The sequence below is a fragment of the Sediminibacillus sp. JSM 1682029 genome, assembly GCF_041366435.1.
GTDB classification, from domain to species: domain Bacteria; phylum Bacillota; class Bacilli; order Bacillales; family Amphibacillaceae; genus Sediminibacillus; species Sediminibacillus terrae.
On the sequence record NZ_JBEWYY010000002.1, the window covers coordinates 478,238 to 502,108 of the forward strand.

The 23,871-nt window shown below is 42.7% G+C and carries 25 protein-coding genes and 2 rRNA genes; 8 read left to right on the top strand and 19 right to left on the bottom strand.

What is annotated here, in order from left to right; genetic code table 11:
• Positions 1 to 220: 220 nt before the first annotated feature.
• From ytpR to ABVF09_RS06230, 4 genes are all read right to left on the bottom strand, one after another.
• The gene (gene ytpR, locus ABVF09_RS06215; RefSeq protein ID WP_026569669.1) at positions 221 to 826 is read right to left on the bottom strand and encodes a YtpR family tRNA-binding protein; all 606 of its coding nucleotides are present in this window, start codon (positions 824 to 826) and stop codon (positions 221 to 223) included.
• Positions 827 to 830: 4 nt separating this feature from the next.
• The gene (locus tag ABVF09_RS06220; protein WP_026569668.1) at positions 831 to 1,658 is read right to left on the bottom strand and encodes a DUF1444 domain-containing protein; all 828 of its coding nucleotides are present in this window, start codon (positions 1,656 to 1,658) and stop codon (positions 831 to 833) included.
• Between the two features lie 165 nt (positions 1,659 to 1,823).
• Positions 1,824 to 2,144, bottom strand: coding sequence for a thioredoxin family protein (locus ABVF09_RS06225; RefSeq protein WP_026569667.1), 321 nt, complete (start codon positions 2,142 to 2,144; stop codon positions 1,824 to 1,826).
• 35 nt (positions 2,145 to 2,179) lie between these two features.
• A complete protein-coding gene (locus ABVF09_RS06230; RefSeq protein ID WP_371068777.1) occupies positions 2,180 to 3,196 on the bottom strand; it encodes a PTS sugar transporter subunit IIC in 1,017 nt (338 codons plus the stop codon).
• Positions 3,197 to 3,413: 217 nt separating this feature from the next.
• On the opposite strand from ABVF09_RS06230, the gene ABVF09_RS06235 reads away from it, so the two are divergent.
• Positions 3,414 to 5,669, top strand: a complete 2,256-nt coding sequence (locus ABVF09_RS06235) for a methyl-accepting chemotaxis protein (protein WP_371068778.1) — start codon at positions 3,414 to 3,416, stop codon at positions 5,667 to 5,669.
• A gap of 78 nt (positions 5,670 to 5,747) precedes the next feature.
• Here the strand turns inward: ABVF09_RS06235 and ABVF09_RS06240 are convergent, their stop codons facing one another.
• Positions 5,748 to 6,257: a hypothetical protein gene (locus tag ABVF09_RS06240; RefSeq protein ID WP_026569664.1), complete on the bottom strand. Its 510-nt coding sequence runs from the start codon at positions 6,255 to 6,257 to the stop codon at positions 5,748 to 5,750.
• 195 nt (positions 6,258 to 6,452) lie between these two features.
• Between ABVF09_RS06240 and ABVF09_RS06245 the strand changes: the two genes are divergently transcribed.
• Entirely contained in the window at positions 6,453 to 6,893 is a 441-nt protein-coding gene (locus ABVF09_RS06245; RefSeq protein WP_026569663.1) for a YtoQ family protein, read from the top strand.
• A gap of 296 nt (positions 6,894 to 7,189) precedes the next feature.
• On the opposite strand, the gene ABVF09_RS06250 is transcribed toward ABVF09_RS06245, so the two are convergent.
• Positions 7,190 to 7,693: a DUF84 family protein gene (locus tag ABVF09_RS06250; RefSeq protein WP_371068779.1), complete on the bottom strand. Its 504-nt coding sequence runs from the start codon at positions 7,691 to 7,693 to the stop codon at positions 7,190 to 7,192.
• A 67-nt stretch (positions 7,694 to 7,760) separates the two neighbouring features.
• The gene (locus ABVF09_RS06255) at positions 7,761 to 8,828 is read right to left on the bottom strand and encodes a M42 family metallopeptidase (protein WP_153464840.1); all 1,068 of its coding nucleotides are present in this window, start codon (positions 8,826 to 8,828) and stop codon (positions 7,761 to 7,763) included.
• Positions 8,829 to 9,010: 182 nt separating this feature from the next.
• On the opposite strand from ABVF09_RS06255, the gene ABVF09_RS06260 reads away from it, so the two are divergent.
• Positions 9,011 to 9,325, top strand: coding sequence for a PepSY domain-containing protein (locus tag ABVF09_RS06260; protein ID WP_026569660.1), 315 nt, complete (start codon positions 9,011 to 9,013; stop codon positions 9,323 to 9,325).
• 175 nt (positions 9,326 to 9,500) lie between these two features.
• Here the strand turns inward: ABVF09_RS06260 and ABVF09_RS06265 are convergent, their stop codons facing one another.
• Together ABVF09_RS06265 and trmB are read right to left on the bottom strand one after the other, a co-directional pair.
• The gene (locus ABVF09_RS06265) at positions 9,501 to 10,370 is read right to left on the bottom strand and encodes a YtnP family quorum-quenching lactonase (protein ID WP_026569659.1); all 870 of its coding nucleotides are present in this window, start codon (positions 10,368 to 10,370) and stop codon (positions 9,501 to 9,503) included.
• A 20-nt stretch (positions 10,371 to 10,390) separates the two neighbouring features.
• Positions 10,391 to 11,032, bottom strand: a complete 642-nt coding sequence (gene trmB / locus ABVF09_RS06270) for a tRNA (guanosine(46)-N7)-methyltransferase TrmB (RefSeq protein ID WP_026771045.1) — start codon at positions 11,030 to 11,032, stop codon at positions 10,391 to 10,393.
• A 263-nt stretch (positions 11,033 to 11,295) separates the two neighbouring features.
• On the opposite strand from trmB, the gene ABVF09_RS06275 reads away from it, so the two are divergent.
• From ABVF09_RS06275 to ABVF09_RS06285, 3 genes are all read left to right on the top strand, one after another.
• Entirely contained in the window at positions 11,296 to 11,463 is a 168-nt protein-coding gene (locus ABVF09_RS06275; protein ID WP_155911856.1) for a hypothetical protein, read from the top strand.
• 547 nt (positions 11,464 to 12,010) lie between these two features.
• Entirely contained in the window at positions 12,011 to 12,235 is a 225-nt protein-coding gene (locus ABVF09_RS06280; protein WP_371068791.1) for a transposase, read from the top strand.
• 217 nt (positions 12,236 to 12,452) lie between these two features.
• Complete coding sequence (locus ABVF09_RS06285; RefSeq protein ID WP_026569656.1) at positions 12,453 to 12,740, top strand: YtzH-like family protein; 288 nt, start codon at positions 12,453 to 12,455, stop codon at positions 12,738 to 12,740.
• Here the strand turns inward: ABVF09_RS06285 and ABVF09_RS06290 are convergent.
• The 6 genes from ABVF09_RS06290 to ABVF09_RS06315 form a co-directional block, all read right to left on the bottom strand.
• Positions 12,730 to 13,524 carry a phosphotransferase gene (locus ABVF09_RS06290; RefSeq protein ID WP_371068792.1) on the bottom strand — a complete coding sequence of 265 codons (795 nt, stop codon included), beginning with the start codon at positions 13,522 to 13,524 and terminating at the stop codon, positions 12,730 to 12,732. The genes ABVF09_RS06285 and ABVF09_RS06290 overlap by 11 nt on opposite strands.
• Before the next feature lie 222 nt (positions 13,525 to 13,746).
• Complete coding sequence (locus ABVF09_RS06295) at positions 13,747 to 14,694, bottom strand: diacylglycerol/lipid kinase family protein (RefSeq protein WP_371068780.1); 948 nt, start codon at positions 14,692 to 14,694, stop codon at positions 13,747 to 13,749.
• A 275-nt stretch (positions 14,695 to 14,969) separates the two neighbouring features.
• Positions 14,970 to 15,887 (bottom strand): NERD domain-containing protein, encoded by a 918-nt coding sequence (locus tag ABVF09_RS06300; protein ID WP_371068781.1) that lies wholly within the window; start codon positions 15,885 to 15,887, stop codon positions 14,970 to 14,972.
• Positions 15,888 to 15,896: 9 nt separating this feature from the next.
• The gene (thpR, locus tag ABVF09_RS06305) at positions 15,897 to 16,448 is read right to left on the bottom strand and encodes an RNA 2',3'-cyclic phosphodiesterase (protein WP_161993107.1); all 552 of its coding nucleotides are present in this window, start codon (positions 16,446 to 16,448) and stop codon (positions 15,897 to 15,899) included.
• Positions 16,449 to 16,453: 5 nt separating this feature from the next.
• The gene (locus ABVF09_RS06310; protein WP_026569651.1) at positions 16,454 to 17,632 is read right to left on the bottom strand and encodes an MFS transporter; all 1,179 of its coding nucleotides are present in this window, start codon (positions 17,630 to 17,632) and stop codon (positions 16,454 to 16,456) included.
• A 30-nt stretch (positions 17,633 to 17,662) separates the two neighbouring features.
• Positions 17,663 to 18,688: an ion channel gene (locus tag ABVF09_RS06315; protein WP_237648697.1), complete on the bottom strand. Its 1,026-nt coding sequence runs from the start codon at positions 18,686 to 18,688 to the stop codon at positions 17,663 to 17,665.
• A 150-nt stretch (positions 18,689 to 18,838) separates the two neighbouring features.
• Between ABVF09_RS06315 and ABVF09_RS06320 the strand changes: the two genes are divergently transcribed.
• Positions 18,839 to 19,057: a DeoR family transcriptional regulator gene (locus ABVF09_RS06320; RefSeq protein ID WP_026569649.1), complete on the top strand. Its 219-nt coding sequence runs from the start codon at positions 18,839 to 18,841 to the stop codon at positions 19,055 to 19,057.
• Between the two features lie 44 nt (positions 19,058 to 19,101).
• On the opposite strand, the gene ABVF09_RS06325 is transcribed toward ABVF09_RS06320, so the two are convergent.
• A complete protein-coding gene (locus ABVF09_RS06325; RefSeq protein WP_371068782.1) occupies positions 19,102 to 19,827 on the bottom strand; it encodes a pseudouridine synthase in 726 nt (241 codons plus the stop codon).
• 16 nt (positions 19,828 to 19,843) lie between these two features.
• Positions 19,844 to 21,469: a putative polysaccharide biosynthesis protein gene (locus ABVF09_RS06330; protein ID WP_371068783.1), complete on the bottom strand. Its 1,626-nt coding sequence runs from the start codon at positions 21,467 to 21,469 to the stop codon at positions 19,844 to 19,846.
• Between the two features lie 281 nt (positions 21,470 to 21,750).
• On the opposite strand from ABVF09_RS06330, the gene ABVF09_RS06335 reads away from it, so the two are divergent.
• Positions 21,751 to 23,013, top strand: coding sequence for a BaiN/RdsA family NAD(P)/FAD-dependent oxidoreductase (locus ABVF09_RS06335; protein WP_371068793.1), 1,263 nt, complete (start codon positions 21,751 to 21,753; stop codon positions 23,011 to 23,013).
• 227 nt (positions 23,014 to 23,240) lie between these two features.
• On the opposite strand, the gene rrf is transcribed toward ABVF09_RS06335, so the two are convergent.
• Both rrf and ABVF09_RS06345 read right to left on the bottom strand, forming a co-directional pair.
• Positions 23,241 to 23,356 (bottom strand): 5S ribosomal RNA (gene rrf, locus ABVF09_RS06340).
• Between the two features lie 389 nt (positions 23,357 to 23,745).
• Positions 23,746 to 23,871, bottom strand: a 23S ribosomal RNA gene (locus ABVF09_RS06345); the annotation flags it as partial.

The following is a 23,871-nucleotide window of genomic DNA, read 5'->3' on the forward strand; positions in this document are numbered from 1 at the left end:
CCGGCAAATTGGATAAATAAAATGAATCAAATTTAAGAATAGCGCAAGCCCTCTTCCTATAAACCATAAAGAAAACTTGCTGATCGGGGTCCGTTGATTCATCACTTCCCATATGCTGAAAACATTCTGGTACCAGTTCATATGTCACAACCCTTGATTTCATTTCCTTACACATAAAAAACCTTCGCCCATATCTGGATGGGCAAAGGCCTTCTTAAAATCAAAATTCAAAAATTTGTCCAACTTGATAATCATCATCCAGGACATAAATCCCTTTTTCCTTGGGGGCATCCGGAAGCCCGAGCTCTTTCTGAGAACAAATCATGCCAAAAGAATCGACACCTCTTAGCTGGGTCGGCTTTATCTCCATACCGCTCGGCATGACGGCGCCTACTTTTGCAACAACCACCTTCTGATTTTGGTCAATATTCGGGGCTCCGCACACGATTTGCAAGGTTTCATCTCCTGTATCCACCTGGCAGACACTTAATTTATCCGCGTTTTCATGAGGCTGTTTTTCTTTCACAAAACCGACGACGAATTTTGGGGTCAAATCCACGTCAAAAGGCTCTTTCAGCCCGTTTTGAGAAAATACATCCTGTATGCCGGCCGCCAACTCCTCTGTCAGCATTATTTTCCCGGTTTCTGTCAAAGACAGTTGGGAAGCAGCGTCGAAAATATTGTAACCCAGCAACACTCCGCTTTGTCCATCGGTGATTTTCACGACTTTACCGAATGTTTCCTTATTGATGTGATTGCGGTCTCCTTGTTTTATAGGAACAATCAAGACATCGCCGATTCCATTCGGATTGTAAAATACATCCATTTATTTATTCATCCTCTCCTGAGTTCTTCTGATTTTCCGGTTTGTTTTTTGCAAGGATGAAGACCGGTTCTAAGTGCTTGTCCTCATACATGAAAGGCAGTGAAGTGATCGGCACCCTTCCTTCGGCGAAAAACTTCATCGTCATCTGCGCCAATATATCATACCCCATTTTATTTTGAATGTCGGCAAAAATCAATACATCCTGGTGCGGAACTGCTACCGCCAGCTCTCCTTTACTGTTCGCTTTCATTTCTTCGAGAAGCGACTCATTAAGAATCCTGCTTGCATCATAACCATCCTGACTCGCCATGAAGTAAAAATCGTTGCCGGCCACTTCATCATGTTTACGATCAGTTGAAAGAGAACGCACATTGAAGGCTGCCACTTCTTCGAGCCGTTCCTGTGTCCAGCCCTCCTCCTCCAACATCGTCTGGTCGATCAACTGATAAGATTTTCCCAAATCAAGCGCATAATAAATACGTGTTTCTGCGGTATGCTCTGTCACTACCATTCGTTTTCCGGATTTTGATTTTTTCGGAAAAGAAGTGGCACGGATGACAGGAAAGATGTTTTTTTCTTTTCCGCTCAGCTCATTCGACTGGTTCATAATCCGCAGGGCCTCTTCAATATGATCTGTAAGCTCATCTAAAGCCGCTTCGCCTCGCCGTTCATATTTCGCAATGATATTGGGAATGGTGATGGTTATCCCTTGATGGGAATGTTTCCATTCAATTCGAAATGTATCTTTATCTCTATTAAAGGAAGTATTCCATTCTGGATTTGTCATTCTTTCTTCCAATTTCTTTTTCATTTTGATACTGGTCATTTTCATTCTTGTCTGTTCCTCCTTCCGGAAACAAAACTGCCACTCATTATTTTAGCATTAAAAAGCCCTCCAATAAACTGAAAGCATTCTGCTAATGTTCATAAAAAAAGTCTGCAAACAAACAAGCTGCTTTCCCTGTTTCAACTTAACTGGGAAAGCAGCAAAAAGTCTTTATTGTTTTCCTGGTAACTTTTCGATGAATGCCTCGATTTCTTCTTTCGTTTTTCTATCCTTGCTGACAAAACGGCCAATTTCCTTTCCTTGATCAAAGGCTAGAAAACTCGGAATACCGAAAATGTCCAATTCGGCACATAAGTCGATAAATTCGTCCCGATCTACATAGATAAAAGTATACTCTTCGTATTCTGCTTCTATTTCCGGCAGCAAAGGCTCAATCACCCTGCAATCAGGACACCAGTCCGCTGAAAACATAAAGATGGACTTTTCGTTCTTCCACTGTGAAAAAGCCTGGTTCGATTCTAGTTTTTCCATCAACCGACACCTCCGTCCTTCATGATAGCACGTTTTTATTCATAATCAATTTTCATGTCTCCCGCTTGAATCCAGCCCCGTTTCCTAAGCAGTTCAGCAACAACTAAACTTATAGCAGCCGGGCCTGCAATATGTAAACCAAGAACAATCCAAAAAGTTTCCCAACTGAACCCCATTGACTCGAATGTCATGATTTGTCCTACAAAACCGGCGGTTCCCATACCAGCTCCGGAAGGATTGTTGACTAACGAAAAAACGACTGTCGCAAACGGAGCCAACAGCGCTCCAGCGATAGTAGGCGGCAATAATATAATCGGCTTCCTGATTATATTCCCGACTTGCAGCATGGATGTCCCGATACCCTGTGCCAGCAAACCGCCTAGTCCGTTATCACGATAACTGGCAACTGCAAATCCGACCATTTGCGCAGCACAGCCTACAGTCGCAGCTCCAGCAGCAAGCCCTTCCAGTGACAGCATCAAAGCAATAGCCACACTGGAAATCGGTGCGGTCAGTGCCCACCCCATCAAAACTGCAACGATTATTCCCATAATCAAAGGCTGCTGTTCGGTGGACCAGTTGATAATTTCTCCAAACCATGAAAGCGCCGTCTGTATTGGCGGACCGATAAATTTGGCCGTAAAAAATCCTGTGGCAATGGTTAAAAAAGGTGTAAGCAATATATCCAGCCTTGTTTCCTTATAAATGATTTTTCCTATTTCGGTGGCCAACAATGCAGAAACATAACTCCCGGCCGGTCCACCCAACTCTGCGCCAAAAGCACCACTGAACAGAGAGGCGAAAACAACAAGCGGAGGTGCTTTCAGTCCGTATGCAATCGCAGTGCCGATCGCCCCTCCCCAGATTTTGGTTTCCATCGCGAAGCTTCCCATTTCCTCAAGGGAATGAATATGTAATTGAACACCGATCGTGTTGATGATCGTTCCAATGATGAGAGAGGAAAAAAGCCCTAATGCCATATAACTTAATGCGGTTATGAAGTAATCTTTGACTGAAAGCGTGACTCCTTTTTTACGCAAAAACTCTTTCATTTTCCCGTCTCCTTTGCAAGATTCCTAAATATCATCTTACACAATCTGGCCTGACAAGACAATTCTGTTTATTTTATTGACAATTTTCAAAAGATTAATTGTCTTTCTATTCGAATAACTCTATAATTAGTCATATAGTAGCATTTCTGTCTTACGCAAAATGACCTATTACGACAGATCTTGCAAATCACAGAAATAGACAAAAGGGGGCCTATACGTGGGATCTATCCGAAATCGGGTGCGCTTGATATTGGGGCTATCCGTAATCAGCATTGTTTTTCTCGGCGTATTCGCAGGTTATTTTCTGAACAAACATTCACAATGGGAGGAAGAAAAAGCAGAAGTACAAAATGCACTCATGCATAGTGACGAAATCAGATACGAAATGGCGCTTACTAGGCAAAAGGAACAACAATTCCTTGCGTCACCTGGTCAGGAAAGTGCAGAAGAAATGGAAAAAGCAATCAGCGATGTAGAAAGTTCTGCCAGTAGCTTTGCTGAAGAACACAAAAACTATCAGGCAATCGCAGAAAATTTTACCGCCATTTCTGAAAATGCAGCGAAATACAAAGAACAAATGGACCCTATGGTCAATATGTATCGTATGGTCGGTTTCTCGGAAGAAGAAGGACTTCTCCAAACAATCAATGAAACCTTTGGTGAATTTGAAAAGTTAGTGGATGGTCTAGACAGCCCCGAACTGGCAAGTGCCTTGATGGAAATCAAAGTGCTGGAGAAGGAGTACATAGAACAAGGGAAAGACGGAGAAGCAGAGGGAAAACTCACCGAAGCGACGCGTTCCTTTTCCGATTTGATTGAAGACTCGGAATTAAGTGAAGACCAATCATCCGAAATCAGCAGCGGTTTACTGAAATACCAGCAATCATTAAATACAATCGCCAATACCAAAACACAGTCCGCTGCTATAACCGAGTCTTTCTCCAAAGTAGCTGATGATGTTTCTTCCCAGGTTGAAAAGGTGAAAACGGAAGCAGAAGCGATTAACAGCAAACTTTCGGCTGATCAGGCCAGTGCACGGCAAAACATGACGACACTATTTATCATTCTGGGCGTCCTTGCTTTACTGACGATGAGCATTATTGGCTTGATCCTTATCCGCTCGATTGGCCGTTCCATCAGCTCCCTGAAAGAAGGAGCACAAATTATCGGTGATGGTAATCTGGCCTATCGAGTGCCAATTACTACGAAGGACGAAATGGCCGAGTTGGCAGTAACTTTCAATGCAATGGCTCAAAAAATGGAACAGTCGATGTTAAAAGTGAACAATGCTTCCAAAGTATTAAGTGATTCATCAACCAATCTTGCAGCCATAAGTGAACAGTCATCGGCACAGACGGAAGAAGTAAATGAAGCGATTAATCAGGTTGCTGCTGGTTCGCAAAATCAAGCTTTACGTGTAGAGGAAAGTTCCCAGTTGATAGAAGCAGTATCTGGGGCTATATCCAATACGAACGATGCGGCAGAAGATATTTCACACGCACTGGAATTGGCTGAAAAAGAAGGTAACACTGGTCTTGAAACCATGAAAACCCTGGAAGGGACGTCTACATCTTTTATTGACCTGGCTGGACACCTTTCTTCAGAAGTCAAACAGGCTGCTGATCAATCCAAACAAATTACATCGATTGTATCGGCAATTGAAGAAATAGCCGACAGTACGAATTTGCTGGCCCTGAATGCTGCAATCGAATCAGCGCGTGCTGGAGAAAGTGGAAAAGGTTTTGCTGTAGTCGCTGACGAAGTTCGCAAACTGGCAGAGAGATCAAAGCATGAGGCACAGGAAATTCAGCAGCTGGTCAAAGCAATGCATGGCCAAATGAATAATTTGACTACAGAAGCAGGAAAGTTTGACACGTACCAGCAGGAACAGTCGACGGCAGTCGGTCAGACAAAAGATGCTTTCCACCGGATTGCAAACCATATCTATAATATGAATGATAAAATTAAAGGAGTAAAAGATTCCCTGCAGGATGTAGATAGCGCCAACAATGATTTACGGGAAAAAATGGAGCAAATCAGCGTCATTTCGGAAGAAGCAGTTGCAACAGCAGAAGAAGTTGCTGCTTCAAGTGAAACACAAGCCCAATCCATTGAAGAGGTGAATCAGTCTGCAGTCGATTTACAGGGGCTTTCTCAGGAACTTGCAGCTGAAGTCAGTCAATTCAATTTAGATGAGGATCATTTACATGACGAAGATGAAGATGAAGATAAAGATGAAGCAGAAACAAAAGATAATGATTTCGATGACTCGGATTATTATCTGTCAGATAATCAAGAAGCAGCAGCTGCATTGGATGTAGATGAAAAAGTTGCAGAGGAAGAAGAGGCAGCGTATGTGAGCGAAAATAAAACAGAGCAAAATCCGGATGAACTACCAGATGAACCATCGGTTGATAAACCCGTAGACGAAGAAGCTGACATGGAAGAAGATATCAACAAAGATTCCCTTTGATATAAAACGGAAGCTATACCAATCATACCAAAAAGCGACTGCCCCGGAAGTTTTTATAACTTTTGGGGCAGTCGCTTTCTAATAGGAAACAGACCTTGCCATTTTCATCATCATTTGTGCATCTTTTTCCAGATTGTTTTTGGTTGTCAATGTCGTCACTTTCACGCTGCCTGTTCCAACTTGCAGCTCGTATTCCCTGCCGTCGGGTTCTGAGACTTTAATATAACCGAACCTTTCTTGCTCCTTAAATGATTCTAATAACGCACTATCTTCCGCTTCTTGTGCCTCTTGAAAATTAATCTTGCTGGAAGCAGGTTCAAACCGGTTATAAAATAAAATATAGGTTTGCTCTCCATCTTCCAAAATCAAATTGTTATTCGTATTTTCAGCGATTTTCAAATCATCCGGGATGTATACAGATAAACCTTCCAGCTCATTATTGGCGTCCGGCTTTTCTGTTTTAAAAACCTTGTCGGTTACATCCGCCGCTTCATCAAACGCTTTGCTTTCAGCCTTTAAAGTGCAGCCAGCCAAAAAAACTACTATCAAGGTAGAGGTGACCAGCTGACCAAATTTCCATTTGTTCACGTTCTTTCCTCCCGATCTGGTTGCTTCTTTCCCTCTTACATCATACTATTATTTTTCTGTTTGACAAGCACGGTGACGAATTTTTCCGATAGAAATAACTTCCACTGTCCAAAGAAGGAACAGCAGGCACGTACTAAGCAAAAATTCGCTGCCGATGGTAAAATGAAAATAAATTTAGATGGAAGGATGTTGTGGATGGATTTCACTGTATACTTAGCCGGCCAAATACACGATAACTGGCGATCGGAACTGAAAGAAAAAGCAAAAGAAAAAGGGCTGTCCCTCCGATTCGTCGGCCCTCAGGAAAATCATGAACATTCTGATATGATCGGGGAAAAGATACTGGGGGAGCAGCCTGGAAAGCTTTATCGTGACGACGCGGCTTCGGCAATCAACAATTTTAGAACGGAAGTTTGGATGAATAAAGCTGATTTCGTCATCGCCCTGTTTGGTGAAAACTACAAGCAATGGAATACGGCCATGGATGCAGGTACTGCCATTGCATTGAATAAGCCCACCATCATCATCCGTCCTGCTTCATTGATCCACCCGTTAAAAGAATTATCGAATAAAGCAAACGTCACCGTTGAAACAACGGATCAAGCGCTCGACGTCATTACCTATCTTTTTGAGTAAAGCCTTGTTAAGAGTGTGGGGCGGCCCTATGCAGCGTTCAAGTTTTCTAAGTCAGTCTGTCAAATGGAATGCGCTCTCTTTCACCGACCGCAGCACCGGTAAGCCCGATGACAGATTCATGTTTCCGACCGGTTGTTGGTGGCAACTGTCCAAAACGGTATTTGCCAGGCTTCCCTTTAAAGAAGACGACGGAATATAATATTAATCTACTAAAAAACCGAGCGAATCCGATTATAAGTTGGGATTCGCTCGGTTCTTACTTTGACAGCACTATACTTTTATCGGCTACTTCTTTTTTATTGTTGTTGAAATTGATATTGTCCTTTAAGCAGCTTCATCACGTGGGTGAACATTTCTTCCCTGCTGACTAGTTCATTGGTAAAAATACCGACTGCGCCCTCCTTTTTACGGACGTCTTTCCGCTGGGAATATTCATCCATTACTTCCCCGAGTTCGATGCCCTTTTCGAGCTGGGCAGCCACTTCTTCCGGGAGGGGAATCCTCGCACCGCTGGCAAGAAATGTATGGCCTTTCTCGTTTATCAGCGCTCCCCAATTGCATAAAAATAACTCCCCACTTAGCTCCATGACTCCACCTTCGAGGCCAATCCCGACACTGTCAGGATTTAAGGAGGCGCATTCTCTGGCCCTGTTTACCGCCCCTTCCATTGTTTCCTCATCCGAGAAGGGCTGCAGCGAAACCTTGGAAGCTACATCGATTTCGACCACTTCAGCCTCTGGAAATGCATTTTTGACGGCTTTTATTTTTGCAGGGTTCATAGAACCTATATACATTTTCATTAACGGTCATCCTTTTCCAAATCGCGCAGCGGCTTTATAACCAGCTGTATAGCGACAAACTCAAATTTCAGCCTTGTTTATGAATCTGTTCAACAGCAGCTTTATCCGTTGTTTTTACCAGCTTAACGATTAATTCTTTTGCTGCTGCATAGTCATCCACATGAATGATGGAAGCATGTGTATGGATGTAGCGTGAACAAATCCCCACCACTGCAGAGGGAATTCCCTCATTGGATATATGAACACGGCCGGCATCGGTTCCACCTTGGGAAATGAAATATTGATAAGGAATATCGTTTGACTCAGCAGTATCCAGCACAAAATCCCTCATACCATGATGGGTGATCATGGAGCGGTCGAAAATCCGTAACAGCGCGCCTTTTCCAAGCTGGCCGAATTCCTTCTCATCACCCGACATGTCATTTGCAGGAGAGGCATCAAGCGCATAAAAAACATCGGGCTGAATCATGTTTGCCGCAACTTGAGCACCACGCAAACCTACCTCCTCCTGTACGGTAGCACCAGAAAACAACTGGTTTGGCAATTTTTCGCCTTGCAATTCCTTCAAAAGCTCAATGGACAAACCGCATCCATACCTGTTATCCCATGCTTTTGCCAGGATTTTCTTTTCGTTGGCCATCGGGGTGAAAGGAGTGACCGGAACAACCTGCTGGCCGGGCTTCACACCAATCCGTTTAACATCCTCTTCGTCATCGGCACCGATGTCTATCAGCATGTTTTTCAACTCCATCGGCTTTTTACGCTGTGCTTCCGTTAAATTGTGTGGCGGAATCGAACCGATCACACCGATAACAGGTCCGTTATCCGTCATGATTTGCACTCGCTGGGCTAGCAACACCTGGGACCACCATCCACCGAGCGTTTGAAAACGAATCATCCCGTTTTTGGTGATTTGGGTAACCATAAAACCTACCTCATCCATATGACCAGCCACCATCACTTTAGGGCCTTCTCCATTCCTGACACCGAATACACCGCCCAGGCGATCTTGTATGACTTCATCCGCATATGTTTCTAATTGCTGTTTCATAAATTTTCTTACCAAGTGTTCATTGCCAGGAGCACCTTGCAATTCCGTCAATTCGCGAAACAACTGCTTTGTTTCATTATTCATTATGTATTCCCTCCAACTTTTAGTTCCTACGATTATTGTAGCTGAACTTTTGCATCGTTTCCAGATAAACCCCTTTGCTGACGGAGAGAATCATTTTGACAGGACAATCACTTCATAATATTTTCTATTTTTCACTGTTTCAGGTATACTACAATTAAAATCTTAACCTGAGGTGACTAACTATGAATTGGAAAAGAATCGCAGTCGGAGCTGGAATCGGAGCAGTGGCAGGATATTTTGCTTTACAACAATACGAAAAACAACGCAAGGTTACACCAGAGAAAGCTTTGAAATCCGCTAAAGAAGCGTTTAAACAGCAGGGTCCAATAAGTGGTTCATGGATTTATATGAAGCCTGAGGAAATGGAGAAGAACGGACTTACTTATACCGTATATCGCGGCGGGATTACAAGAACTGTCGATGGAGAAAGTACGCAGTATGAATTTAAAGTAGACGCAGAGACCGGTTCCATTTTGGACGTGTTGCAATCTGCCTAAACCGTTTATATAAAAGGTGCCGGTGATAGTCAATGAACCGAACGATAATTCGAATTCCTACGCATTCGAACTCGTTCGGTTTTTTTGTTATAGCAATCGACGAATTACTTGGCAAAGAATAAAGCCATAGACAAACACTCTATATTTCCCTCGTGTTAGTCCTATACCTAGCAGGTCAATTAAATGAAAGCCCTGGGTAAGGGTATCGTTCCCGCTCGACTTTACCTTGCAGGTTACCATCCTCGTCAAATCTAAGTGCCCGGAAGTAAGCATCGTGATAAAAGGTGTACCATGCGTTATTCGCTATTCCATATTCCATCCATTTTTGTTTCTCATGAACAGAAGTTACCGGATAATCATCATAGGCAAGTGCCCAAAGCTTGTTTTGATGAGCATGGGTAGGCATTAAATCAGCCATATGGATGAATATGTCCTCTCCATCTTCAAATACTAGGATCGAATGGCCGTCACTGTGGCCCCCCGTATGGATCATCTCCAATCCGGGAGCAATGCTTATCTTCTGTTCGAAGCTGACAAACTGGTTTTCTATTGGCTTCCAATTGTCTGTCCAATAAGTATTTACCGAACGGATATTGGGATTTCTCATTTCCTCCCATTCCGTATGATTGACATATATCGGCACGTCAGGAATGACAGCTGTCAACGTGTCTTCCTTCCACTTCGTCAAGCCGCAAGCGTGGTCAAAATGCAAGTGTGTCATTAAAACAGCATCTATATCGGAGACAGACAATCCCAACTCATGAAGCGAAGTTTCCAGCTTGGATTGTTCTGCAACGCCGAAGTTGCGAATTTGTTTGTCTGTCAATTTCCCATTGCCAATACCAGAGTCTATCAAGTAACGCTTGCCATCCAATTCGAGCAATAGTGGATCTGTTCTTAATTCAATTTGATTTTTTTCATTGCAAGGATACTTTTTACTCCATAACGCTTTCGGAACTACACCAAACATAGCTCCGCCATCCAAGTGATTGACTCCTCCGTTCAGCCATGTCAATGTTGCTCTCCCAACTGTCAACGACTCCATTTTTCTCTCACTCCCCTTTTTCACGAAGCAAAATATGCTTTACAGCGATAAATCGGCTGTCCTTTTCCAGAAAACTTTTCCTCGTATTCTGTCTGAACGTTGTCTGGATCATTATAATCATGCAAGTCCAATAAAACTTCATCCAGTATCATGCCGAACTTGGAGAAACTCACCAAAGAGTATTCAAATAATTTGCGGTTGTCCGTCTTTAAAACGATTTCTCCATCAGGTTTCAGAATTCCTTTATATTGTTGTAAAAAAGTGTGGTAAGTAAGCCTTCTTTTTTCATGTTTCGTTTTTGGCCAAGGATCTGAAAAGTTCAAATAAATCTTGTCCACCTCATTTTCCGCAAACAACTCACGTAAATCCTGGGCATTTTCATTCAGTAATTTTGCATTCGCCACTTCCGCCTGCTTCACTTTCTCCACTGCGCTGACAACAATGCTTTTCGCCCTTTCAATTCCGATAAAATTTATGTCTGAATGCTGAGCAGCCATGCCGGCGATAAACTGACCCTTGCCAGTGCCGATTTCGATATGAAGCGGCTGGTCGTCGGGAAAAAGCGAATTCCAATTTCCTTTCTGCTCAAATGGATTATGAACCACAATATCTTCATTTTCTTTTAAATAATCATCTGCCCATGGTTTATGTCTTAAACGCAAAGTCGTAACCCCTCTCTATTTATACCGTATAAACCTTACCATTATTTCAACAAAAACGAAAGATTATCGCAAATTTTGCGTATATGTAAGGAAATCTAACCAATAAAGTCTATATATCATCGTTTAGGAGATAAATTTTACTGACGGACCCAGAGCAGGTTATATCCAACCTTACTCACTAAAACAGATGTTGGATTGGCAACGCTTTCAAGTATATGATATTAGACATGTGAGATTAATCGGACTAACAGGAGTGAATAAAATTGAAATTTTTTACCACGATGATTGAAACGATTGTGCTGGCTGTATTTTCCGTCATGTTTGCCGGATATGCACTATTTATTTACCCTTTCGAAAAATTGAACGAAAAAGCAAACCGGGAAGTAAAAGCCAAGCAAGTGAAATATTCCCCGCAGATGAACAAAGCCTGAACACTCGATTAACGGTTCATTGCTCTTTACCAGGATTGACAGATAAGTGCGGATCGGCGCTATCTTTTTACAATGATTTTCTTAAAAAGGCTTTGGATTATAGCTCTATGCACCATTATCCTTATGCTATTAAAAGGACAAGGCCGGGATAAAAGCTTAGCCATCAATGTAAAAACGGAACGAATTCGATTGGGATCAGAATTCGTTCCGTTTTTTGTATTCCTTGATAAGCTCCTTATGGGCTCTATACTGAATGTGGTGGTATCCCCTGTCGTGATGAGTATTTCTGCATTGTGCAAAAAATACACTCATTGTTTGATCAACAACAGCTAAAAACAAGAAAGCTTCTTCCTCGGACAATAGCTATAGAAGAGGCAAAGGAGATCCAGGAGGAGAAAGGTTCCAAACCAAAGTGGTGGACGATGGACATGGAGGATAAAGAGATTATTGAAAAGTAGACAATTGAAAAGCACTTACGTTCCTGTGATACAGCAAAGTGGAAATCTTCGTAATGGATCTATCGAAATCATTTAAGCAGGCAGTCCGCATGGTACTAGGAGATCCATTAATCATTGTCGACCGATTTCATTTTATGCGGCAGATTTATTGGGGATTGGAAGAAGCTCGCCGGGAAGTTCAACGAGAGGTATATAAGAAGACACGTATTCACATGAAGCGAAGCAAGAAGCTGTTCAAGAGATTTAACAGTCATTCATGTATCCATTTCATAATGGGTATATCGGGTAAAAGTCTTAAAACGGGATTCCTTTAGAATCAAAGACTTTGACCGATAAAATTTTATGGCAGCAAGCAGTTTAAAAGGCTCTATAGAACGAAATAGCGGAGCAGAGGAAACAAGCGAGCCAAAAAAACCGGGTGAATTCAATCAACGTTTGGAATTCGCCCGGTTTTGCTTTCGTTGCCCATGCTTGCGTTATGCATAATATAAAAAATATCGAGAAATAATAGCAGTAAAAGGGGGACTTGCAATGACCAAAAATGTCCAAAATCAGCTGGACTTGCTTTACGATATCTTAAGCGAGCATTCGGAGGAATGTTGCGGAAGTGTAGCCGAATGCCAGCAAATTCAACGTCTGGTGAAATCCATGATAGCAGAAGAGTCTGTGACTGACTCCGCTTTACAAGGACATCTGCCTGCCATTTATGATTACAGCAGACAAGGTGAACTCGTCCAGAATTTAGATGACCATATTGAAAGCAACCGGGAAAATCTGCAGCAATGGGTAAACGCCATCAACCCACCTACTATTGGTTGACACGCTTAAGCAAACGTTCAAGCTCCTGTAGGCGCTGATCGGCCTTTTTAGTTTCCCCTCGATCTTTGTGCCATAAAATGTAACTTACAGACTGTGCAATCAAATACCAGTACATTCGTTCTATCAACTGGTTGTCCCGTGCCGATCCATAACGGGATAACCAATCATCCCAATCATGTTCGGGTATGTACCAGTATAAAATCATCCCTATGTCCATAGCAGGATCCGCCACTTTGGCGTTATCCCAATCGATTAGATAAAGCTGGCCATCTCCAGACAGTAACCAATTATTATGGTTCATGTCGCAATGACAAACCACTTGCTTAAAATGTTGGACACGAGGAAGCATGGTTTCGAGATGTTTCATCGCTTTATGAATCTCGATTTGTGTAGCCGTTTCTTCATGGATCCGAATATTGGATTTGACATCATACAAAATATCTTCCGGCTTGATCGGACGCTTTCCGATCCGCATGAGCATGTCCAGCAATTCTGAAGAGTGATGGATTCTGCTTAATAACTTCGCAACCCGGGGGTGCTGCATTTCTTCAGGGGTCAATTCCCGGCTGTCCAGCCATTGCTGAGCCGTGATAACATCGCCATTTTCCATGCGTTTTGTCCAAACAAGTTTTGGTACGATTCCTTCTGCAGACAAGACTGCTAAAAACGGTGATGAGTTACGCTTCAGAAAGAGCCGTTTTCGTTCACTATGTGCATAATACGCTTCTCCTGAAGAACCGCCAGCAGGAGTTATCGTCCAATCATCGCCTAATATGTTATCCAACCACTTCACCTTCAATTCCTCAAATCCGTCTTGGTTTTTTCCATCCAGAAAGCATTGTTGTATATATGCTGGTTTAATTGATAAAGCATTGTTCCAGCCAAGCATTATTTCCGATGTCATCCTTCCGCCGATTGCGTAAAGAAGCTCGTAAAATGCAAAGCTGAACAACAACCACACTAAATAGCAGACATATTTTAGATTAACTCATTTAATGGGTGAATTTCAAGAAGTTAATTTCGTAAAAGCACCAAATATTTTCCTGGTTTCGGTTTCCTTGCTGATCCGGCAGCTCTTACACTTGCCGACTTGTCCATCTGTCTGGAAATGAATGGGGATTTCTGAATCTATCGTCAAAGAGGATACCTGGAAATGGGAAACTTCCTTTAGTTTTATATGCTTTCCCCAATAGACACTCATAGATAAAAGTAACAGTTTCCATCGTGTGATGTTCTGCACCGTCAGTAAAGATAAGGAATCGGGCTGTATTTTAGCAGTGGGATTGATTTTCATGCCGCCTCCGAAATAAGGATGGTTCGAGACTGTCATCATCCAGACATTGTCCAACTGTTTTCTCTCTCCCTCTAAGTTCAAGGTTATCTGTAACGGTTTAAAATTCTTGATTACCGCAAACAATCCGAGCGGATAGCTCAGTTTTGAGAGTTTTAACAGAGAGAACCATTTCTTTGATTTTATTTGTTCGGCCGCTGCTGAAACTTCGGCTTCCAGACCAAATCCTATATTGTTCATGAAATGGCGGTAATACTTTTGTGTGCGATTATCAGTCAAATATACCCCTGGCCAATAAAGTTTGTGGCGTTTTTTTGAAACAATCGACCGGAAGATGGCTAGTGGATCGCGAACCATCCCCACTCCTCTTCCAAAGTCGTTTCCGCTCCCCGCCGGAATGAAACCAATGGGTATCCAATTAAAATGTTTGAGTCCATTGACCACCTCATGCAAGGTGCCATCCCCTCCGATGACTACCACGCATTCGATTTGTTCTTTATGTATCTCGGCAACCTGCTGAGCCAGCTTTTCTGCGTGTCCCTTGTACTCCGTCCGGAATGTTCTACAATAACTTGACTGAAATAACGGATCTGTTTCCAGCTTCTTAAGTATCTTCAGTCCTCGCCCATTTGCTGATACCGTGTTTACAATAAATATATACATTACCTATCCCCTATTCGGTTTTCTGAAAATCAACGGACCCGTTCTTGTTTTTGTCCGGGTGGATTGATTCTTATAAATGCTCCATTTCAATAGGAACAATGATTCAACTTCTTGGATATTCTACTTCAAAGCTGCATAAATAATCAGTTATTGCATTCGGTGGATTTCAGTTTAAATGAGCAATCGCAATATAACAAAAACTAATCACACTGTCAGCAAACAAGCGGAAAGCAAACTATTCTATCGGAGAACAAACCACAGCCTGCTTATCCACATTATAGTGGCTGGGAGCCATCGTCCTCCTCCCACTCCCTCCGCCTGACTGCTATTGTTTGGCAATGGTTCAACAGCGCATCACAAACTATCAATTGCTTATGCTTCAGCGGAGAAACCTCTTGTCGATGTTGTTGCAGCCATTCATCGTACCGGTGCTTGTCTATAAATCTAGTACGATAAGGTTCTCTTTCAAAAAGCATCGAGTTGGTGCGGGAAAGCACAGTCTTTTGTATGGGAAAATCGATGTGGTGCAAATCCAAAATGCTTTTGATAATCTGTTCGGTCCTTCTCAAAGATAGCATCGGGCTAAGGATTCGTTCTTTGTTTCCTCGAATGGTGATTTCCCACATCCGCTCTTCGTTGACAAATATTGTGTCTGCTGAAGGGTTTTCCACTAGATTGATAATCTCTATGCCCTGAGGTTTTATAAGGACCACGTCGCCCTCCATCGTGCTATTTTTCAACGTGAAAACAGGTTCGTACATGAATAAGTAAGTATCAGGAAAACGCTGCAAGAAAAACTTCAATATGGGATCATGTAAAAAAGTTCTGTCCAAAAATGACATTTGACTTACAGTAGAAGAGGCCCACTTTAATTGAAAAGCGATCAGCCGATCGAGGAATTGGTGTTTCAAATCTTCTTTTGTAGATGGCAGCCCCGGTTTATCATTCTCCACGGGCCAAGCTTCTTCCTGCTTGTTTTTTCTGGTAAACAAAGAACGCCACTTCGGCTTTGAAGTTTTCTCGGTATGCTGGATTCTTTCTACTTCCTGTTCATAAGAAAAACGTTCTTCTTCCCACTGGTTCAACGTTTTGTTCCATTTTTCCTTTTTCATCCTGCTAAACTGTCCCGGATAATGAAAAATATCCTTCTCATAACGTGAAATATAATTCTGTAATTTAACCAGTTGCGCCAATCGCTCACCTCATTTTAAGCTGACCATTTCAATCGCTTCATATTTTGGAGTTTGGGATGGATGAATTCGGTACAGATGAACCTGTTCTACTGTCAGGATTCCAAAATGGATTTCCTCTAATATAGGTTTTTTTACATTATCTGTTCCCGCCCATTTTTTCGCAAGCGTGATATGCGGACGGTATGGTCTGTTTTCCATCGACCATCCAAAAGTTTGGCAAAGTTCCTCAACCTGTTTTTGCAAAGCTGCCAGTGGGCTGGTTTTTTCCACACCAGCCCAGACAACTCTTGGCTTTTTAGGATTTCCAAAATGACCGATCCCTTTTACCTCAAGGGAGAAACAGTCGTTTTGTTTGATTTGCTGCAAACTGTCTTTTATTTCTTCAATAGTACTATCGGCTGTGGAGCCGAGAAATTTAAGGGTAATGTGCATGTCATGCGGATTCGTCCAACTTTTATACGCTAAATCTGGATAACTTCTTAGTCTGTCTTGCACAGTCTCCAGTTGTTGTTGTATTTTATCATCCACTGGAATTCCGATAAAATAGTGTGACACAGCCATCAACCTCATCCTCCTACGGTAAGCAGATCCTCGGTTTTGACCAGCCGCTGTATATAGACAAGCAATCCGAGTCCAAATAGTGTAATCAGCGAGAAAAAACCATACATAATGAAGATGGTTCCCGCGTCTATCATTATGCCACCAAGAAATGTAAAAAATGCATTCCCCACCCCATTGCCAACAGCAGAATAAACACCGACAGCGGTGGCCTGCAGGGCAGTCGGGGCAATATCCCTGATAAAAATCAACGCAGCCGGTACATAAAGGCCGACAGAAATACCTTGGACGATAGTCGTACCATAAACGACACTGGTAGGCGGCTCAAAGAAGTACAGTAGCCATCTTGCACTTGAAACACCGCCACTTATCAATAGCACATTCATAATACCCACTTTATTGATCACTGTCTGTGTAAAACGCATAAACGGCGCCTCGCTCCCGGCAGCCAACAAGAAAGCGACTCCTACACCTGCAAGTGTCCCGCCTGCAGTGAGCACAAAGGTACTGAAGTAGAAATTATTGGCTAATACGGGACCGAAGACTAAAAAGTTGGCCAGCAAAAATAAACTGAACTCTTTTTGCTTAAATAAGCTGGTAAGCCCTGTCCGAAAAGAAACTGTCACACCTTGTCCTCGTTTCGGAAAATCAAACAAGGTTAACAGAGCCAACAATATTGCCAACGAAAAGGCATAAAAAATCCAATTGATAGAATCTGTCATATCCGTCAAACGTCCGAGCAAGAACGCTGCTACAGCAAATCCGACAGATCCCATTAACCGGATGTTCCCATAATCTTTATTATGGGTTTGCACGTAATTCAGCGTCAAACTGTCTGATAACGGGATAATCGCACACTGGAATATAGCAATGATGATAATCCCGAAGACTAGCGGGTAATATCCATTCAACCACGGATATCCGAAACCGAGCAGACCTGCTGCAAGTCCCGAAATCAATAGCAATTTTCTTGGGTTTTTCGTGAAGTCACTGATTGCTCCCCAAATAGGCTGGAGAAATACAGTAACCAAAGGTATTGCTGAAACGATAACGCCAATCTGCGTATGATTCAATCCCTTTTCCTCTTCAAGGAAAACGGCGAGTAATGGAAATAAAGCACCATTAGAAAAAAAGGTGAAAAAATAGAATACTTGTAAAAAACGATATGTTTTTTCGTGTTGTACCATTCTATCCCCTCTCTATTATTTATTTTCTATTTAGTGTCTATTCCCAGAATACTTTTGTTGTATTCGTTCATATGTTTCTAAATCGCAGATCACATATAATTCTGCATCTTCAGGTAACTGTTCATCCAGCATCCGGTTGACACTCAAATTGGTATGATCTGCAATCAGAGTTGCTCCATCTTCCAGTAGTTCATTAAAAGCGTCACGAAATGTTTTCCAGTGCTTTTGCTTGGGCACATGGAACAAATCGTCCCCAAACGATCTGCGTAGAAGTTGATTATACACACTCGAAATACCTTTTCGAAACGCAGATCGGACAAACAAGGAAGAAATCGTCTCATGCGAAATGATAAACTCATCTACCTGGATGTGTTCAAAGTTCTTGATATGTGCTTCTTCCATGACTTCTACGATGGTATGCACATTCGGCGCGACAGCCTCAACGGCCGTGGCAATCAAAAGCGTTCTACCGTCACCAAGCTGCTTGTCTTGTACCCGTTCATCTGCAAAAATCAATACTGCCTCTGCCTCCGTTATGTTTGCTTTTTCCAGGACATCGCTTCCTGATACGTTCCCTCTTATGTAATGGATATTTTCCGCCAGCATCGGGGCCTTTTCCAAGTCATCCACGATTACTATTTCTACGTCTTTATTGGTTTCCCGCATTTCTTTAATAGCTGCCTTTGCTTTATGAGACCAGCCAATGATAATATAATGCCCTTTTTCATAAAACATGATATTACCCTCCTCACGGTTTTTTCTGAATTTTCCAAGTCCATCCAATACTTTGCCAATGACAACGCCGATAAGTCCGATGCCCAATATGTATAAAACCAAAGCGATCAACCTGCCGCCAAAAGTTGCAGGGGAGTAGTCCCCATATCCGACAGTGGTTACTGTGGTCATCGTCCACCAGAAACCATCAAATACAGTCGGAAAGGTTTCCGGTTCCACCACCACAATCAAGACAGAAGCAAGCAGAATCAACAACGCACTAGAAACAAACAGCATGGTATTGCTGATGGCAACGACTTTCAAGATTATTTTTCTAAGCAAACAATCGCCCCCTTTGTGAAAATATCGTGAATTATCAGTAAAATGGCCTGAAATTCTAGCGTTTTTACTTAAAAAGGTGTAAAATTATGATAACTTCAAAGGTTCACTTGCACCACAATTCTAATGACTTGAACGTTAAGGAGTGGTTTTTTGAATCAATCAACAACCCGGATGCTGACTCGGGTAAAGGCTGTTTATCTGTATATAAGAGAAAACGGGACAGTCTCCACAACCGAATTAGCTGAAGAATTTGGAATCACCGATCGTACTGTACAACGAGACCTTCATGTACTAGAGCACAATGGCCTGGTAGTGAGCCCAAATCGGGGAAGATGGAAAATCACTAGAAAGAAAGTCAAAATTTCGTGAAACATTGTTGATATATAAACAAATGGCTGACCTTTTATCGTCAGTCAATTTTTTTTAATGTGCTCATTTTGTAAGTAAGCCAATTCTTGATCCGTAAGTTCCCGATATTCTCCTGTCTGCAAATCAGGATCAAGCATCAGGCTCCCCATCGAGAGCCGTTTCAAATAGGTGACCCGTTTTCCAACCGACTCGAACATGCGTTTAACCTGATGGTATTTGCCTTCAGTGATGGTTAGTTCGATTTCGGATAGCTCACCACGGGAGAGAATGTTTAGATTAGCCGGCTGTGTGACATAGTCATCATCCAAAGTCACCCCTTTTTGGAAAGCTTTTATATCCTCTTCTGTGACCCTCCCTTCGATGGTTGCATAATACGTTTTCCCTACATGTTTTTTAGGGGAGAGCAATTGATGGGCGAGCTTGCCGTCATTGGTGATCAGCAAAAGCCCTTCGGTATCTTTATCCAGCCTGCCTACTGGAAAAGGATTCAAAACAGCATCTTCCGGCTCCAATAAATCGACCACTGTCAAATCACGTTGGTCCTCTGTGGCAGATACGTAACCCGGCGGCTTATTCATCATTAAATAAACCACTTCTTTGTATTCCACTATTTCTCCGAATACGCTGATCACACTTTTTTCCGGATCTATATGAGTCTGAGGGGACTTTACCACTTTATCATCACAGCGGACATTCCCTTTTTTCAGTAGATCTTTTACTTCTTTTCTGCTTCCATACCCCATATTGGATAGCAGCTTGTCGATCCTCATCCTGTTTCCTCCTTTATTACTTTCGTTTCAAAAATTTATCAATTACCCGTACTCTGCTCCCTAACACACGTTCCAGTAAAGTGGATTCATAACAAAGCCACAAATAGACCATTGCTCCGGCAATCACACCAAGAATCAGCACCAACACTCCCTCTGCCCGGCCATCCTGATAGGAAATAGAAAATCCCAGTACCCATTTAACCAGCCAGACAGTTGTTCCCATAATGGTTGTAAAGATCGCTATTAGTATGGAACGTTTGATAAATTGCTTAAACGGAAATGCCACTGCTTGTTTTACCCTCCATAGATTGAGAAGGACAGCAGTAACCACTGCCAGCATGGTGGCTATTACGGCGCCTTTTGCACCAAACGTATGGATGAACGGGAGGTTCAAAAAGACTTTGACCATTAATCCAGCAGTAAGACTGATTACGGCAAAGCGTTGTTGGTTGATCCCCTGCAATATCGAAGAACTGACGGTGAAAAAACCAAAAGCGAGCGCTACCGGTGCATACCACCCTAACAATGAACCATTTAAATCGATTTCGAAGGTACCATAAAAAGACTGATATGCTTCATTAGAGAGGATAGACAATCCAACAATCGAAGGGAGGATCAGCAACATGATCGTTTGCAAGGATTGATTGATTTGCTGATACATGCGTTGCCGGTTCTTTTCCGTAAATGACTTCGTTATTGCAGGCAAGGCAGCCAAGGACATACCAGTCGCTAGTGTCACAGGTATAATCACCAGCTTATGCCCGTACAAGTTGATGTTCGACAAGGCGACATCGGCTATATCGCTTTGTCCGATCGCTGCCATCCCACGTTTGAATGTAACCGAATCGACAAATTGATAAAGCGGTGTTGCAATTCCTACCAATACAAATGGACCAGCGTAACGGAACAACTCTTTAAACAAGCTGCTCATCGGCAAATTATAGCTTTCCACTTGTTGTTGAACCTGCCTGTCCAAGTGACGCTTTCTTTTTCTCCAGAACATCCATAAAACAAGACAGGACGCAATCGCCCCTACAAAGGCTGCAAATGTGGCAAAACCAACTGCCAATCTGGTCGTTCCGCCAAACACATCGATTACTAAGTATACGGCCACCAACAAAAATATAATGCGCACGATTTGCTCTACTACTTGGGATACAGCCGTAGGACCCATTGATTCATACCCTTGGAAAAATCCCCTGACAATACTCATTGCCGGGATGACCAACAGGGCGAAACTCACCATCCGGATAACCATTGCCACATCTGCTGCCGCAATCCCTTCTGAATCATCAGGTATATAAATATTAGCCAATATTCCAGCGCCCAGGAACATGATCAAAAAAGCGATGAAACCAGTTATCGCCATTAGGCTGAATCCTGCTTTGAACATTTTCCTTCCAGTTTGATAATCGCCGAGCGAATTGTATTTCGACACGAATTTAGAAACGGCCAAAGGTACACCGACCGTCGATATGCTGATCAGGATGTTATATGGTATGTACGCATACTGGTATAACGCCCCTCCTTCAGCACCTACAATTTCATTAAATGGGATGACATATATCATCCCTAGAAATTTCGATATAAATGTGGCGGCAGTCAGAAGCATTGTGCCGCGTACTATATTATTAACAGCCATGATAATTCACCTGCATCTCCTTTATCTAACCAGTCTATTTTATCATATCGTTCGGTTTCTAACAGAATTTTGCGGTTTTATTTTGCATTCTATTATAATCTAGCGGTTTTCAGAATGAAGCTGCCTCCTTTGCAGTTACTGTTAATCCGGAAAACAGATCTGTCGGAAACCCAGCAACTTTTTGCGTATACTGACGACATGCTATGCTATAGTAGGGAAAGACTATATAAGGAATCCTACCCTATATACCCAGACAGATAACAGGAAGGAATGAAGTGATTTTGACTTACCAAGTAGTCGTGATCGGTGGAGGGCCGTCTGGATTGATGGCTGCAATCGCTGCTGCCGAAAACGGTGCACGCACGCTTTTGATCGATAAAGGAAATAAACTAGGAAAAAAGCTAGCCATTTCAGGAGGCGGTCGATGCAATGTCACAAACCGGTTGCCACAAGAAGAAGTAATCAAACATATTCCAGGGAACGGCCGTTTTTTATACAGTGCTTTTTCCGTTTTTGACAATTATGATATCATTGATTTTTTTGAAGACCTCGGCGTCAAATTGAAAGAAGAAGACCATGGCCGCATGTTCCCTGTCAGCAATTCCGCTAAAAGTGTTGTAAATGCCTTACTCAACCGGCTGGCGGAGTTGGACGTTACCATCAGGACGAACACTCCGGTGGAAGCAATTGATTACGGCGAAAACCAGCACACCATCATCCTTAAAAACAAGGAAAAAATCACAGCTGGTGCTGTCATCGTAGCAGTTGGAGGAAAAGCCGTTCCCCATACCGGAAGTACTGGGGACGGTTATGCATGGGCAAAGAAAGCCGGACACACAATTACCGATATCTATCCTACAGAGGTGCCCCTTCTTTCTTCCGAGAAGTTTATCAAGGAGAAAAAGCTGCAAGGTCTCGCATTACGCGATGTAGATTTATCTGTGTTGAATGATAAAAACAAACCGATCATCACCCACCGGATGGACATGCTGTTTACGCATTTCGGTGTCTCCGGTCCTGCGGTTTTGAGATGTTCGCAATTTGTAGTGAAGGAATTAAAAAAAGGAAACAAGGAAGTAACATTGGAAATTGATTCTTTACCTGATCAATCTTTTCAAATTTTGCTGGATGATTATAATAAACACTTGGAGGAGAATCCGAAAAAGACTGTAAAAAATGTTAGCAAAGGACTGGTTCCTGAACGTTTTCTTGATTATTTAATTCAAAAGAATGACATTTCTTTAGAAGATCGTGCAGCAAATATTTCCCGGGAAAAGTTTTCCCGCTTTATAAGTGATCTTAAGCAATTCCGATTTAGCGTAAACGGCTCCCAGCCTATTGAGAAGGCGTTTGTTACAGGCGGAGGGGTCTCCACTAAAGAGGTGATACCTAATACCCTGCAGTCTAAGTTCATGCATGGTCTTTATTTCAGCGGTGAAATTCTGGATATCCATGGTTACACAGGCGGCTACAATATTACGTCTGCTATGGTAACAGGAAGAGTAGCCGGAATGAATGCAGCATGGGAAGCATTGGCCAAGTAATGCCTCCTCTTCTGTCCGTCTTGATGTAGCTGAGATCAGGAATAGCTAAAGGATGGTGGAATCCCAAAATGAATCCCAAAATGCAGGGGCAAAACATTGGTTTTCCTCCTCCTTTTAAAGGTATTTGCGTATTACAGTGGATAGACAACTTAAGAGAAATCAAATTGTGATAGAAGCAAAGAAAACACCCATTAATGAGGATGAGCTCATTAATGGGTGTTTGGTTTGCCTGGCGGCGTCCTACTCTCGCAGGGGCAAAGCCCCAACTACCATGGGCGCTGGAGAGCTTAACTGCTGTGTTCGGCATGGGAACAGGTGTGGCCTCTCCGCTATTGCCACCAGGCCTGCAGGATGCAGGTCGTTCTGTGTTGTTCACAGGCGTGAACGGGCTTAACAGAACTTCCTTGGTGATTAATTAAGAAAAGTGTACCTTCAAAACTAGATAAGAAGGAAGACATCAACGAACTTCACACGTGCTAGTGCTTTAATCCAGCTCCGACTCCCAGGTCCTCGCTGTATAAGCAATTCCTCTACAAGGCTGAAAACCAGCCTTTTCGCGGTCTTACTTATCCAGTCGGACCTTAACGGTCGTCTCCGCTTTTTGTTTTAATCCAGCTCTGCGGGCTAGATGCTCGCGTCATAAGTCATTCCCCTACAAGCCCATAAAGCAGGGCTTTTCGGTGACTGGCTTATGCGTGTCGCATCTGACCAAGCCCGCGACGCTTTTTGTTTTAAGTTAAGTCCTCGATCGATTAGTATCCGTCAGCTGCACGTGTCACCACGCTTCCACCTCGGACCTATCAACCTCATCGTCTCTGAGGGATCTTACTCATTTAAAATGATGGGAAGTCTCATCTA